The organism is Haloactinopolyspora sp., from assembly GCF_027324685.1.
In the GTDB taxonomy this organism is placed as follows: domain Bacteria; phylum Actinomycetota; class Actinomycetes; order Jiangellales; family Jiangellaceae; genus Haloactinopolyspora.
The window spans coordinates 1-13,822 of record NZ_DAHVSH010000128.1; the positions used below are offsets into that span (position 1 = coordinate 1).

Annotated in this window: 15 protein-coding genes and 1 pseudogene; 9 read left to right on the forward strand and 7 right to left on the reverse strand. The window is 66.6% G+C overall.

Annotation, left to right across the window (positions count from 1 at the left end):
- Positions 1 to 298 (forward strand): annotated as a pseudogene (locus M6444_RS14470) (dihydrolipoyl dehydrogenase); the annotation flags it as partial.
- Positions 299 to 305: 7 nt separating this feature from the next.
- Here M6444_RS14470 and M6444_RS14475 read toward each other — a convergent pair.
- Positions 306 to 938 (reverse strand): VOC family protein, encoded by a 633-nt coding sequence (locus M6444_RS14475; protein WP_298328706.1) that lies wholly within the window; start codon positions 936 to 938, stop codon positions 306 to 308.
- A 189-nt stretch (positions 939 to 1,127) separates the two neighbouring features.
- On the opposite strand from M6444_RS14475, the gene M6444_RS14480 reads away from it, so the two are divergent.
- Genes M6444_RS14480 through M6444_RS14490 form a run of 3 tightly spaced genes read left to right on the forward strand, consistent with a single transcriptional unit; the run spans position 1,128 to position 4,100 of the window.
- Positions 1,128 to 2,105, forward strand: coding sequence for a zinc-binding dehydrogenase (locus tag M6444_RS14480; RefSeq protein ID WP_298328709.1), 978 nt, complete (start codon positions 1,128 to 1,130; stop codon positions 2,103 to 2,105).
- Entirely contained in the window at positions 2,102 to 3,664 is a 1,563-nt protein-coding gene (locus M6444_RS14485) for a class I adenylate-forming enzyme family protein (RefSeq protein WP_298328712.1), read from the forward strand. The genes M6444_RS14480 and M6444_RS14485 overlap by 4 nt, the downstream gene beginning before the upstream one ends.
- A 13-nt stretch (positions 3,665 to 3,677) precedes the next feature.
- Entirely contained in the window at positions 3,678 to 4,100 is a 423-nt protein-coding gene (locus tag M6444_RS14490) for a PaaI family thioesterase (protein WP_298328715.1), read from the forward strand.
- A gap of 4 nt (positions 4,101 to 4,104) precedes the next feature.
- Here the strand turns inward: M6444_RS14490 and M6444_RS14495 are convergent, their stop codons facing one another.
- Entirely contained in the window at positions 4,105 to 5,043 is a 939-nt protein-coding gene (locus M6444_RS14495; protein WP_298328718.1) for a LysR family transcriptional regulator, read from the reverse strand.
- Positions 5,044 to 5,127: 84 nt separating this feature from the next.
- Here M6444_RS14495 and M6444_RS14500 point away from each other — a divergent pair, with 84 nt between their 5' ends.
- Positions 5,128 to 6,243, forward strand: coding sequence for a PLP-dependent cysteine synthase family protein (locus tag M6444_RS14500; protein ID WP_298328721.1), 1,116 nt, complete (start codon positions 5,128 to 5,130; stop codon positions 6,241 to 6,243).
- On the opposite strand, the gene M6444_RS14505 is transcribed toward M6444_RS14500, so the two are convergent.
- The 4 genes from M6444_RS14505 to glsA form a co-directional block, all read right to left on the reverse strand.
- Positions 6,205 to 6,915, reverse strand: a complete 711-nt coding sequence (locus tag M6444_RS14505) for an SDR family oxidoreductase (RefSeq protein ID WP_298328723.1) — start codon at positions 6,913 to 6,915, stop codon at positions 6,205 to 6,207. The genes M6444_RS14500 and M6444_RS14505 overlap by 39 nt on opposite strands.
- On the reverse strand, positions 6,912 to 8,387 hold the full coding sequence (locus tag M6444_RS14510; protein ID WP_298328726.1) for a sodium:solute symporter family protein: 1,476 nt from the start codon (positions 8,385 to 8,387) through the stop codon (positions 6,912 to 6,914). Before M6444_RS14510 ends, M6444_RS14505 begins: the two co-directional genes overlap by 4 nt.
- Before the next feature lie 17 nt (positions 8,388 to 8,404).
- Complete coding sequence (locus tag M6444_RS14515; protein ID WP_298328729.1) at positions 8,405 to 8,680, reverse strand: hypothetical protein; 276 nt, start codon at positions 8,678 to 8,680, stop codon at positions 8,405 to 8,407.
- A gap of 236 nt (positions 8,681 to 8,916) precedes the next feature.
- Positions 8,917 to 9,972 carry a glutaminase A gene (gene glsA / locus M6444_RS14520; RefSeq protein ID WP_298328732.1) on the reverse strand — a complete coding sequence of 352 codons (1,056 nt, stop codon included), beginning with the start codon at positions 9,970 to 9,972 and terminating at the stop codon, positions 8,917 to 8,919.
- Positions 9,973 to 10,131: 159 nt separating this feature from the next.
- Between glsA and M6444_RS14525 the strand changes: the two genes are divergently transcribed.
- The 3 genes from M6444_RS14525 to M6444_RS14535 are packed head-to-tail and all read left to right on the forward strand — an operon-like array spanning position 10,132 to position 11,818.
- Positions 10,132 to 10,764, forward strand: coding sequence for an HNH endonuclease family protein (locus M6444_RS14525; RefSeq protein WP_298328735.1), 633 nt, complete (start codon positions 10,132 to 10,134; stop codon positions 10,762 to 10,764).
- 14 nt (positions 10,765 to 10,778) lie between these two features.
- On the forward strand, positions 10,779 to 11,012 hold the full coding sequence (locus M6444_RS14530; protein WP_298328738.1) for a hypothetical protein: 234 nt from the start codon (positions 10,779 to 10,781) through the stop codon (positions 11,010 to 11,012).
- A 17-nt stretch (positions 11,013 to 11,029) separates the two neighbouring features.
- Positions 11,030 to 11,818 (forward strand): alpha/beta hydrolase, encoded by a 789-nt coding sequence (locus M6444_RS14535; protein ID WP_298328741.1) that lies wholly within the window; start codon positions 11,030 to 11,032, stop codon positions 11,816 to 11,818.
- Positions 11,819 to 11,825: 7 nt separating this feature from the next.
- On the opposite strand, the gene M6444_RS14540 is transcribed toward M6444_RS14535, so the two are convergent.
- On the reverse strand, positions 11,826 to 13,097 hold the full coding sequence (locus M6444_RS14540; protein ID WP_298328744.1) for a hypothetical protein: 1,272 nt from the start codon (positions 13,095 to 13,097) through the stop codon (positions 11,826 to 11,828).
- Between the two features lie 299 nt (positions 13,098 to 13,396).
- Here M6444_RS14540 and mce point away from each other — a divergent pair, with 299 nt between their 5' ends.
- The gene (gene mce / locus M6444_RS14545; RefSeq protein WP_298328747.1) at positions 13,397 to 13,816 is read left to right on the forward strand and encodes a methylmalonyl-CoA epimerase; all 420 of its coding nucleotides are present in this window, start codon (positions 13,397 to 13,399) and stop codon (positions 13,814 to 13,816) included.
- The last annotated feature ends 6 nt before the right edge of the window (positions 13,817 to 13,822 follow it).

The following is a 13,822-nucleotide window of genomic DNA, read 5'->3' on the forward strand; positions in this document are numbered from 1 at the left end:
GAAACTCGGGCACCAGGTCAAGGTGTCCAAGTTCCCGTTCATGGCCAACGGCAAGGCGCACGGCCTCGGGGACGCCACCGGCTTCGTCAAGATCGTCGCTGACGCCGAGCACAACGAGCTGCTCGGGGCCCACCTCATCGGGCCCGACGTCACCGAGTTGCTACCGGAGTTGACGCTGGCTCAGATGTGGGACCTGACCGCCGACGAGGTCGGGCGCAACATTCACGCGCACCCGACGCTGTCCGAAGCGGTCAAGGAAGCCGTCGACGGCATCGCCGGGCACATGATCAACATGTGAGCGGCGTTCATGGGATCGAGACGTCGCCGTGTGGGGTGGTGACAACGGCAGTGATGCCGGGTCTTGCGGCTGGCGCCACGGTGACCACTGACTCATCCAGAAGACCCAGGGCAGTCAGCGCTGCACTCACCCGGGCTGGCTCGGGGTGGTGCACGGTCAGCGAAGCTAGTTCGACGGATGGTAGGCGCGTCGCCGGGTGCGGGCTGTGGAGCCAGTCGATGACGAACGGCACAACGCCGTCGAGCCCTCCCTCGGGCGGGGTGAGACGCCACGTCAGCAGCGTGTCGTCAGTGGTGCGGCGGGACATCTCCGTCACGGCACCGGGGTCGTAGCCATGGTTCCGGGCGGCGGTGATCACGTCGTGGATGGCGGTCGTCCGCACCGCCCAGCCCACCAAGGCAGGTCCGGTCAGCTCGTCGACGCGCATCGGCCGGGGGAGATCTGGTTCCGGCTGTGACGGGTCTGGCCCGAGCAGCTCCAGGTAGCGCTCGCCACCTAGTCCTAGCAGGTAGTTTTGCGTGCCCCGGCCCTCGTGCCGTCCGCCGAACACCGGCGTCACCCCGGTGAGTTCCGCGACTCGCTCCACCAGCGCGCCCAGGTCCGGGCTCGCCCATACAACGTGGTCGACTTCAACGCGCATGGGGCCACGGTATCGCTGCTCCGCATCCAACCCCCCAATAAGGCTGGCTTATGCGAAGCTTAAACTTTTGCTGTCTTGCTTTTTGGTGAGCGGGATGGACAGAGTAGGCGAGCACCCAGAGTTGGGTACATCACGACGTCTCACCAGCCGGAGGTCAGAGTGGAGAGCCACCCCACCAGCGGGCCGGACATGCGCGCGGCCGTCATCATCAAGCGCGGTGGTCCCGAGGGCCGCATTGTCCAGAACCATCCGCGCCCGCTTGTTGGGCCACGCGACGTCCTGGTTCGGGTGCGCGCTTGCTCGCTCAACCACCTCGACGTCTTCGTCCGCAAGGGAGTGGCCGGCGCGAATCTGCCGCTACCCCACATCTCCGGCGGCGATATAGCCGGAGATGTGGCGGAGACCGGCGCTGAGGTGAGGGGCCTCGAACCCGGCCAGCGCGTGCTGATCGATCCCCTGATCGACGGTAAGGCGCTCGGTGAGGACATGCAGGGTGGCTTGGCTGAGTACGCCTCCGTCCCGGACACCAACTGCATCCCCCTGCCCGACGAGGTCAGCTTCGAGCAGGCCGCAGCGTTGCCGATCGCCTACGGCACCGCCCGCCGTCAGCTGATCACACGTGGTGGCCTGAAGGCCGGGGAGACCGTGGCCATTCTCGGCGCGGCCGGTGGCCTCGGCACCGGTGCCGTCATGATCGCCAAGGCCGCGGGCGCGACCGTCATCGCCTGCGCCAGCTCACAAGACAAGCTGAAGAGACTCGGCGAGCTGGGCGCCGATATCCTCGTCGACACCAGCTCCGACGATTGGGGCGGGCAGATCTGGAAGGCCACCGGCAAGCAGGGGGTGGACGTCATGGTCGACAACACCGGCGCGGCCACCTGGCAGCAGTCCATCCGGGCTACCAAGCCGGGCGGACGCGTGGTGACTTGCGGCGCCACCAGCGGTTACGAGGTCACCCAGTATCAGCCGTATGTCTGGGTGCGGGAACTGGACATCCGGGGCAGCAACGGCTGGCGCCGCGAGGACCTGGAGGCTCTGCTGGAGATGGTGCACGACGGCCGGCTCGAGCCGGTCATCGACCGCGTGCTCCCGCTCGATCAGATCCGCGAGGCCGAACGGCTGATCGAAGACCGGCTGGTGTTCGGCAAGGTCGTCATCACACCGTGAGCGCGCCCCGCACTGTCGCTGATCTCGCGGCCACCAATCTCGCGGTTCGGCTTTTGCGTAAGGCCACCGAGCACCCGGACCGGATTGCCATCCGTCAGGGCAGCCGTGCCATCAGTTATGCCGAACTGGACCAGTCGGTGCGGTACACCGCGTCCGTGCTGCGCGGATGTGGAGTGGAGCGGGGGCAGAGGGTGGCCCTTCTCTTCTCGAACCATCACCGGTTCATCGAAGCCCTGCTCGCGGTGATGTGGATCGGCGCTGTGGCGGTGCCGCTCAACACGAGGGCCGGGTTGGCTTCCCTGCGGCACGTGCTGGCCGATGCGGCTCCGGCCGTACTCGTGACGCAGCCGGAGCTGGCGGACCGGGCCGCCGAACTGGCCGAGCCCGCGGGCACGCCGACGCTGACCGCCGCTGACACCGGCTGGACGACGCCCAGCGGTCCAGCGCCCGCCGGTACGAGCGCCGATGCTCAGCCCGTCGATCCCGGTGACGTTTGCCTGCAGCCCTATACGTCCGGTTCGACCGGCGCGCCGAAAGGCTGCTTGCTCACTCATGGCGGCCAGTACTGGAATGCCTCGACCGTCGCCGCCGTCTGGGAACTCGCCGATGACGATCGCGGCCTCGTTACCGCGCCGCTTCACCACAAGAACGCGATGATCTGCGTCGTCAAGCCACTTCTGCTGGTGGGTGGCACGATCGTCATCGGGGAGTCGCCGAAGCCAGCCAGCATACCGGCCGAGGTCGAGCGTCATGCCTGCACCTACACCACCGGCGTGCCAGCCACCTACGAGCTATTGCTGGACAGCGGGGAGCACGAGAAACACGACCTGTCCTCTCTTCGGTTCGTCATCTGTGGCTCAGCGCCGCTGTCCGACGAGCTTGGCCGCCGATTCACCACCGGCCTCGGCGTGCCCGTCATCGAGGCGTACGGGCTGACCGAGGGCGGTCCGCAGGTACTGATGACGCCACGATCCGGTGAGCCCCGCTACGGCCAGGCGGGCAAGCCGCTGCCCGGCTGCGAGGTCCATCTGCTCAACGTCGGGGAGATGCCGGACCGGGGCGTGTCGGATGCGCCGGAGGTGCCAGTCGGTCATGTCGGTGAGATGTGGGTCCGCAACCCTGGCGTCACTCTCGGCTACTACAACCTGCCGGCCGTGACCGCGTCGAAAATCAGCCGGGATGGCTGGTTGCGCACCGGAGATCTCGCCATCGCCGACGCTGACGGCTGGTACCGGGTGCTCGGCCGGGCCGACGACATGATGAACGTCGGCGGAGAGAACGTGTATCCGATCGAGGTGGAGAAACTGCTGTTGACCATGCCGGGCGTGCGACAGGTGGCCGTCGTCCCCGTCGCGCATCCGCAAAAGGGTCAGGTCCCGGTCGCGTTCGTGAAGGCCGACGGCAGCCTGACCGAGCAACAAGTGAAGGAGTACGCCCTGGCCGAGGGCGCGCCGCACGCACATCCGCGGCGGGTGTGGTTCGTCGACGAGCTGCCCGTCGGCGGTACCGGCAAGACCGACCGCGCCCGCCTGGTCGAACTGGCTCAGCAGCGTACATAGGAACGGAGACGACGTGACGAGTAACGACGACGTAAACCGCGATCTGGTCGAATCGCTGCTGACCGGACCGGCTTACCACAAGTGGCTGGGCCTTGAACTGCTGGACGCCAAGCCCGGCCAGGTGGTCATCGGTATGGCGGGCCGACCCGAGTTCTGCGGCAACACCGACGGTACCTACATCCACGGTGGGCTGCTGGCCACCCTGGCTGACATCGCGGCAGATTTCGCCTTGGTCACCCAGGTTGGGATCGGGCTTCCCACCATCGACCTACGGATGGATTATCTGCGCCCGGCCAAACCGGGCGACTACCTGCGGGCAGTCGGGACCGTGGTGCGGCGCGGGCGCACGTTGGGCGTCGCCGATGCTCTGGTGGCCAACGGCGACGGCGTGAAGCTGGCGGTCGGCCGGGGGCTTTACAGCACGGCGACGCCGTGAGTACTCAGCCGCTCACCGGAAGCGGCCCGGGGCCGCCCTCGGCACGCAGCTTGCGGCTGATGGTGGCCAGTGCCTCCAACGTTGCCCGCACTGCTGGCACCTTGGCCAGCGCGGGCGTCGTGTAGGCGCTGATGGCCCGCACCGGCGCCGGTTTGACGGCACACAACTCCAACGTACCGAGCCTGACGGAGGACAGCATGAGGCCGGACAGCAGGGCCACGCCGAAACCCTCGGAAACGAGGCTGCGCACGGCCAGGTAATCGTCGGTTGAGAACGCGATATCCGGCTCGAACCCAGCGTCCTGACAGGTCTCCACGAGCTGCCGACGGCATCGGGGACACCCGGCGATCCAACGCTCCCGGCGCAGTTGGTTCATGGACACGGGCTGCGTCTTTCCGGCCAGTCGGTGGCCCCGGGGGAGAGCCAGGTGCAGTGGATCGTCACACAGCGGTATCCGCAGCAAGCCCTGCGGCTCAGTCTCGAGCGGCCGTCGGTACGTGTAGCCGATGACGATTTCGCACGAGCCCTGCCGGAGCAGACTGAGCGACTCTGGTGGCTCTGCCTCCACCAACGTGAAGTGCACGCCGGGGTGCTGCTGGCTGACCATGCTCAGCGCCCGCGGCAGGATGGTGGCGCTGCTGCTGGGGAACGACGCCAGCCGGACGGTGCCGGACTCGAGGTTGGTGATGGCCGCGATCTCCTTTTTCGCCAGCGCGAGCCTAGCCAGAACCTCTTCTGCATGCTGCAGCAGAATCTCCCCGGCTTCGGTGAGCGTGGTGTTGCCCGGATTGCGCAACAGAATGGGCGTGCGAACGGATCGTTCCAGCGCGCGCATTTGCTGGCTGGCCGCCGGCTGGGAGAAGCCGAGCTCGCGTGCCGCGGCGGACAAGGAACCGGTGGCAGCGACCTTCTGCAAGAGCTGGAGGTGACGAATCTCGATCACACCGGCCTCCCATAAGTAATGCCAATGACAACGCTAACAAATATGTGTCTTGCTTTGGGGGATTCCGGATGGGATCGTGGCGTCATGTCCGACCCTGATCTTTCCGATCGCCGCTGGCTGCATGACGCTTTGGCTCGTTTGGAGGCGGATCGCAACCGCACCGGTGAGACGCACCTGCTGCGTTTTCCGCTGCCGCGCGCATGGGGTGTGGATCTCTACCTCAAGGACGAGTCCGTGTATCCAACCGGATCGCTCAAGCACCGGCTGGCCCGCTCGCTCATGGTGTATGGGCTGATCAACGGTTGGATCCGGGAGGGAACGACGGTTGTAGAAGCCTCCAGCGGATCCACCGCAGTCTCCGAGGCCTACTTCGCGCAATTGCTCGGGCTGCCCTTCGTAGCCGTCGTCCCCCGGGGTACCAGTCCGACAAAACTCGCCCTGATCGAGTCCTACGGCGGACGGTGTCACATGGTCGAGGATGCGTCCTCGGTGTATGCCGAGGCTGCCCGGCTGGCCGGTGAGCTTGGCGGTCACTACCTCGACCAGTTCACTCACGCGGCGGCGGCGAGCGAAGCGTGCGAGGCGCCCAGCGTCGCGGAGGTAATCTTCGGGCAGATGAGCTTGGAGCGGTTTCCGGTGCCGCGCTGGATCGTCGTCGGCATGGGCACCGGTGGTACCAGCGCCACCATCGGCCGCTATGTGCGGCGGCACCGGCAGCCTTCCAGTGTGCTCGCCGTCGACCCTGAAGGATCGGCCTACTACGAGGCATGGTGCACCGGTGATGTGACGGTGACGACCACCGGTTCGCGGATCGAAGGCATCGGGCGCCCGCGGGTGGAGCCGTCGTTTACCCCCGGCGTCGTCGATCGGATGCTGCGCGTTCCCGACGGTGCATCGGTAGCCGCCATGCAATGTCTGAAAAGCGTCACCGGAAACGCCGCCGGGCCATCCACGGGCACCAACCTGTGGGGCGCCTTCCACCTGATTTCGGAGATGGTCCGGGCCGGCGAACGAGGCAGCGTGGTGACGCTGATTTGTGACCGGGGCGACCGGTACAGCGAGTCCTTCTACGACGACGCGTGGCTGGCCAAGCAGGGAATCGACCCGACGCCGTACTCGCGGGCCATCGATGCGTTCCTGGCTGGCGCGGCGCCGTTGGGCTCACTTACCGACGAGCCCGCCGCCGCCGTCGACCGGTAGGACGATCCCGGTGATCCAAGCCGCCTCGGCGGATACCAGGAAAGCCACAGCCGCGGCGATGTCCTCCGGTTGACCGACCCGGCCGAGCGGATATTCGGCCGCCCGCTGCTCGAGTAGCGCGCGATACTTCTTCGGATCCATTCCGGCATTGATCCAGATCCGGCTCTCGACGAGCGCTGGCCGCACCGCGTTGACCCGGACCCCGCCAGGCGCGAGCTCCAACGCCAATGCCTTGGTGAAAGCTTCGACACCGCCCTTGGCGGCGGCGTAGGCGCTTGTCCCGTGTTGCGGGCTGGCGGCGATGGACGAACTCATCGTCACGATGGTGCCGCGTGACTCGGTGAGTGCCGCGGAAAACGCCCGGCAGGCATGCATGGTGCCCATCAGGTTCACGCCGACCTGCCGCGCGATGTGCTCCGGCGATGCGTCGGCGAGGTGCTCGCGCCCCACGATCCCGGCGCAGGTGACGAGGGCGTCGACCCCGCCGGTGTCGGCTAAGACCTGGGCTGCGGCGGCGTCGACGGCGACCGGATCGCTGACGTCGGCGCGGTACTCCCCGCCTTGCCTTGACAACGAGACCACTCGGTAACCCTCGGCGCGGAGCCGATTACCAACAGCTTTGCCGATACCGGCCGAGCCGCCTGTGACGACGGCAACCGGCTGCTTCGTCATACGCTCACCTGGGCTGGCTCCTCGAACATGGCGAAATGCCGATCGACGTGCTCCTTCGGCGGTGGCTGGGTCATCAGGCTGCCAACGACGAGTACCAGCACGCCGACGAGGCCGGCCGGGATGGCCGGGTGCCAGCCGGACAGGTCAATGCTGATCCACCCTTGGTGCAGGCAGATGAACAGCGTCTCCGAGATCAACATGGAGGCCACCGCTGCGGCGGCCGTCGCACGCCGCCAGTACAGTCCGGCCAGAAGCGTCGGGAAGATGAGAAAGACCGCCGGCCAGGTGATCTCTACGATGATCCCGATGATGGTGCTCGGCCCGTAGAACGCGACCAGCAACCCGCCGGCCACGAGGAATGGCAGCATGATTCGTGTAGTCATGGTCAAGAACCGGTCGGCGTTATAGCGTCGGCCGACGTATTCCTTGGCCACCATCGAACCCAGGGTCAGCACGATCGAGTTCGCCGTGCTGCCGGTAGCAGCGATGATGGCAAGGATCGCCAGGAGGAGGAGCCATTGTGGCAGCACGTCGATGATCATCGATGGGTAGATGGCTTCCGGCCGCTCGTCGCCCGGACGGGTGACCACTCCAACCATCGCGATGTAGAAGCAGAAAATGTAGATCATCGCGGTGCCAACAGGTAGGGACAGCGCTATGAACTTGAGCGTTGTGTGACTTCTGGCCGCCATCCAGCGCTGCTGTAGCTGCGGCATGGTGAAATGCGCTGCGGCAAAGATGACCAACACCGAGATCAGATAAGGCAAGCCGAACAAGTCGTTGGCTCCCGGGTTGGAAAGTAGCTCGGACTCCTCGCCGACGCGGTTCATCAGGTCGCTGAATCCGCCGGTTGCGGAGAACACCAGAATCAGCATTGCCACGCCGAGCAGCACGTACATCAGCGCACCCTGCACCACATCGGTCCAGACGACACTGCGGAAACCGCCGGACATGACGTAGAGAGTGACGACAGTGGCGAGGAAGATCGCTCCGGCCCAGTACGGGATACCCCCGTTGGTGACGGCGTCCAGCGTGAGCCCGCTGCCGCGGAACTGCGCGCCCATGTACGGAACCAGTGCACTGATCATGATCAGGCCGGCCACGAGCCCGACCAAGCGGTTGTTGAAGCGATCAGACAGGTACTCGGTGACATTGACGAATCCGTAGCGGCGAGCGACCAGCCAGATCCGCGTGCCGGCAAAGTACAAGATCGGCCCGACTGCAGCGGTGGTGGCGACTTGGATCCAGGCGCCGATGCCGTCGGTGTAGTACTGGCCGGTGATGCCGAAGTAGGAGAACGCGCTGAACAGCGTGGCAGTGACGGTGAAGAAAGCGGGCAGCATCCCGAGCTTGCGCCCACCGAGGACGAAGTCCTCCATGGTATTGCTGGTGCCGCGATGGCCCAGGTATCCGAGCGCGACCATCACAAGTGCGAAGCAGGACAGAGCGATCCACATGGCGGTGACAGACATCGACTACGTCCTGCCTTTCAGCGCTCATCGTCGTTGGCGGGTGCATTTCGCCTCACGACGTCCGCATACGGATCCCAGCGGAAGGCGATCCACGCGACGTAGGCGATGAAGGCCCCGGTCCAGAGAACCCAGAAGAACAGCGGTGCCGGGATGATTCCGAGAATGATCGGTTTCGGCATGTTCTGCGGCCAAGGCAGGACCAACAGGGCGGCCAGGAGCACGCCGATGACGACCGCGCTGGTGCGGCGACGCCGCGTCATGCGGAGGTCCGGCGAGCGTCGATCTTCACTCATGTGTGCTTCCTTCCCTGCGTGTGCGTACCACTAGCTGGTGAGCAACCTGGTAGACCGCGTGTTTCGCACACATTGGCATGGCTGGAGTACAAAGGCAATCCAAACTATCCTTAACTATTCCATAGGCGATGCTTATGGCTCCTGCGGTGGGGTGTGTAGTGGTAGAGAGGGCCGGTGCGGCATCGATCTCGCCGTCCGGACTCGTGGTGCTGGCGATCATTTGGCCGGTGCTGCGTTCATGAACGCTGTCTTCGCGGCGATCGAGGCGCGCCTTCTCCGGCGCTGGTCGGCTCTCGCCTAAGCGCTTGATCAGCATCGACCGGCTCCCGGCGCCCGAATGTCGTGTCGGCGGAGTCGGCGAAGACATGCAGACCCAATCGGTTCGACAGGTCGCGGCACATGTTGACGGCACGAACGCTGTTGCCGTGCCGGTCCAGGCCCGGGGAGAAGAAGCCGGCGCCGAAGCGGTTCGGGAGCACCACGAGCAGCCCGCCGCTGACCCCGCTCTTCGCCGGGATTCCGACGTCGTAGGCCCACTGGCCGGCCGCGGTGTACATGCCGCACATCAGCATCACGGTGGCGACATCGCGGACCAGGGCCCGAGGCAGCGCCCGCTGTCCGGTGACCGGGTGGACCCCGCCATTGGCGAGAGTGGCCCCCATGTCGGCCAGTTCGCGCCCGGTGACCTTGACCGAACATGCTGATAGGTAGACGACGAGGTTGTCGTACACGTCGCCGGTGAGCATGCCGAGGCTACGCATCAAGTAGCTCAACGCGAGGTTGCGGTCGTTCGACTCGAGTTCGCGGGCGAGGGTTTCCTCGTCGACTTGCAGACGGTGGTTGCCGGAAAAGGTCCGCAGCATCTGCAAGAGGCGCGCAACCTTCTCGTCCCTGGTGTCGCCGTGTATCAGACTGGTCGTCACCAGCGCCCCGGCGTTGATCATCGGATTGAACGGCCGGTTGTTGGTCTCGTCAAACGTGATCTCGTAGAAGGGGTCGCCGCTCGGCTCGACGCCCACGTGGCGCAGCGTGCCTTCGCGGCCGTTGTCCTGCAGCGCCAGAGCATGGATGAACACTTTGGCGATCGACTGCAACGGGAACGGGTAGTCCCAGTCGCCGAAGTTCCACCGGGTGCCGTCGACGTGCGTGTACGCGACACCGAACAGATGCGCCTGAGCCCGCATCCGTGGCGGATAGAACGAGATGACCTGATCATGGCCGAGGTGGCGATGTTTGGCGTGCAGCTGCGCCGTCTGTTCGTGCACGATGGCGGTCTGCTCAGCATCAGGCATCGGTCACACTCCCGTGCGATGACGATAGCCCTGTTCTGAAGTACCGGCCACAGCTCGGCGAATGGATGTTGAACGCCGCGCGCAGGTGCTGACAGAACGCGGCATGTCGGGCATCCTTGACGCGAACGGTCAATTCGAGCCAATCGGAAGGTCAAGGCCATGTCGAATCGACTGCTTCGCGTCCTGGTCGCCGCCGTCGCCGCTCTCGGGTTGGCCGTCGCCATACCGGGCCCGGCCGCCGCTTACCCGCCCGACCCACCGTCGGTGAACGAAGCACAGGCCCAACTGGCCGCCATCACCGTCAGCGCGCCACAATCCGACGACGGCTACTCCCGCGACCGGTTTCCGCACTGGCGCGCGCAGGAAGGAAACTGCAACACGCGAGAGGTCGTCCTCCGCCGTGACGGGGCCGGTGTCGAGACCGGCAACGACTGCTACCCGACCAGCGGCCGGTGGTACAGCGTGTACGACCAGATCTGGGTGAGCGACCCCGCGGACGTCGACATCGACCACATGGTTCCGCTGGCCGAAGCGTGGCGCTCGGGAGCCCGATCGTGGACCGACGCCAAGCGCGCGGATTTCGCCAACGACCTCTCGCGCGGGCAGCTCATCGCCGTCTCGGGCTCGAGCAACAGCGCCAAGAGCGACAAGGACCCGGCCGAGTGGCGCCCGGACAACACGAACTGGTGGTGCTACTACAGTCGGCACTGGATCGACGTCAAGCACGACTGGGCCTTGACGATCGACGCCGCGGAGAAGAGCGCCTTGGCCGACATGCTCGCGACCTGTTGAGCGACGATAGGGGCATGTACGAATCGGTGGAGTCCTGGCCCGACGGCGAATGGGTGGTCCGGCGCATCACCGGCAGCTCGTCCACCAAGCCCTACCGATGTCCGGGCTGCGATCAACTCATCCGTCCGGCGACCCCGCACGTCGTCGCGTGGCCGACGCAGAGTACGAGCTTCACCGGTGAAGGAATCGACGAGCGGCGGCATTGGCACACCGGCTGCTGGAACGCGCGGATCCGCCGCGGCTCGTAGATCACTAGGGTCGGCGTATGACTGTGGAACTCGCCTACACCGACCACGGCAGCGACGTCGAGGGCATGCCGGTCGTGCTGTTGCACGCCTTCCCGCTGTCGGCCGCGATGTTCACCGGCGTCGTGTCAGCGCTGGCCGGACAACGGCGATTCATTCTTCCTGACCTGCGCGGCTTCGGCGACTCGCCCGGGCCCGGTCTGGAGGAACCGTCGGTCGAGGCCATGGCCGACGACGTCGCGGCGTTGCTCGACCGCCTCGGCCTCCAGCGGGTCGTCGTCGGCGGCGTGTCGCTCGGTGGGTACGTCGCGATGGCGATGCTGCGCCGGCACCGCGACCGGGTCGGTGGCGTGGCCTTGATCGACACCAAGGCGGCCGCTGACGCGGACGAGGCGAAGGCTAATCGCGAGCGGGTGGCCACTGCCGTCCTGAACCACGGCACCCGCGCGCTGTATCCCATGCTCGACACCTTGCTCGGGGAGACCACCAGACGCGAGCGGCCCGATGTCGTCGCGCAGGTGCGACAGTGGCTCGACGGCGCCCGGCCCGACGCGGTGGCCTGGGCGCAGCGAGCCATGGCCGCGCGGGCGGCGTCGTTCGACACGCTCGCCGCAACCGACGTGCCGTGGGTGGTGATCGTGGGGGAGGAGGACGAGCTGACCGGGCGGAGCGACGCGGAGGCACTGGCCGGCGCGTTCGCTCAGCCAGGCCGCCCGCGTCTCATCGCCGGCGCCGGCCACCTCGCACCGGTCGAACAACCCGATGCGGTGGCCGGAGCTGTGCGTGACCTGCTTGACGAGGTGCGCTGACCCCGACTCACTTGTCCTGGGACGGGTCGTCGACGAGTTCGGCGTCGACCACGTCGTCGGACTTGCTGGACTCGACCGCCGGTGCGGGCTCGCCGGGGGTGACCCCACCCAGCAGGCTGCGCAGCTGGCTGAGGTGCGCGGTGATGCTGTCGCGCTGGCGGTTGAGCTCGGCGACCTCGCGCTTGGCGGCGGTCAACGTGGTCGAAGCCTCGGTCTTGGCTTCGTTGACCGTGGCCTCGGCGTGCGCCTTGGCCTCGGCGACGAGCTGCTCGGCGTTGCGCTTGGCGCCGGCGACCAGGGCCTTGGCCTGCTCGTCGGCCTCGCGGCGAACCTTCTCGGCACGCTCGTGCGCGGCCGTGGCCCGGGCTTCGGCGTCGGCCGCACGTGCCTCGGCGTCGTTGACGAGCTTCTGGGTCTCGGCGACCGAAGCCTCGTAGCGCTCGTTGATCTCGCGCTCGAGCTCTTCACGCTTGGCGACGAGCTGCAGCTCGTGCTCGGTGTTCTCCTTCTCCGCCTTGACCTGGGCTTCGTCCAGGACGGCCTGGGCCTTTGCGCGCATGGACTCGGCCTCGCGCTTGGCGGTGGTGCGCTGCTCCTCGACTTCGCGCTTGGTCGTGGCCCGCAGCTCGGCGACCTCGCGCTCGGCGACGGCTCGCAGCCGGCTGATCTCTCGCTCGGCCTGCGCCCGGCGCTCGCTGGACTCGTGATCGATCGACGAACGAACCTTGGCGGCCTCGCGCTTGGCGGTTTCGACCAGGTTCGACGCTTCGCGGTTGGCCGAGGAACGAACCTCTTCGGCCTCGACCCGCGCTTCGTCGATGAGCTCGTCGGCGGCGCGCTTGGCGTTGGCGCGCATCTCCTCGGCCTCGTTCTCAGCGGCCGTGCGCAGCTCGGTGGCATCGACCTGGGCCTCGGCGCGGGTCTCACTGGCCTCGCTGTCCGCCTGCGCGATGAGTTCACTGGCCTGTTCCTCGGCGAGCCGCAAGAGCTGCTCGATACGCGCACCCAGCCCCGAGTAGGAAGGTCGCTCGACCTCTCGCAGCTCTGTGCTCGCCTCGGCCAGCTCCTGACGCAGGCGCATGACCTGCTTGTCGAGGTCGTTAGCGCGGCTGCGCACCTGAGCCAGCGTCGCCTCGAGTTGCCGTACGTGCTGCTCGACCTGCACACGGTCGTAGCCACGCATCGCGATGGTGAACCCGCCCGTCGGCGAGCCGTCGAAGATGGACAGTCCGCCCTCGGTGCCCGTCTCTCGAACCGCTACTTCTCGTACCTCGCTCATGTTCTCCCTCATCGGGGGTGCGACCCCCGGCGGGGTCGACACACGTGTCGTATCCGTTGATGCCCGAGGTGTTGACCCGGGTCTCCCCGTCACAAACGCCGAGCCCCTCGTCAGGTTGGCTAGGCAGAGTACCGGAAAACCCAGCCCTGCCGTCGTGCTCGTGTAGTTGGTCCTCCGGAGATCAACGTAGTCTCCCAGGCTCACGTTAGTTGCCGAAATGCGAACCCACCACCCGCTTGGGACACATCCGTCGATATCTTTTGCCGATCGTATCGGGCGCGCCACGTACGCTGCGGGGCATGGCGCTGTTCACGACCATCGACCACGTGGGGATCGCCGTCGCCGACCTCGACGCCGCCATCGCGTGGTATCGCGAGGTCTTCGGGATGGAGCCGGTCCACGAAGAGGTCAACGACGAACAGGGTGTCCGTGAGGCGATGCTGCGCGTCGCTCCCGGCGACACCGGCCCGATGCTGCAACTGCTCGCGCCGCTGCGCCCGGACTCACCGCTGGCCGGATTCCTCGACCGGCACGGGCCGGGGGTGCAGCAGGTCGCCTACCGGGTCGACGACGTCGAGCGAGCAGCGGCCACCTTGCGCGAGCGCGGCATGCGCGTGCTCTACGATCATGCTCGCCGGGGTACCTCCGGCTCCCTGGTCAACTTCGTGCATCCGAAGGACGCTGGGGGCGTGCTGGTGGAGTTGGTTCAGTTGCCGTGAGCCGGG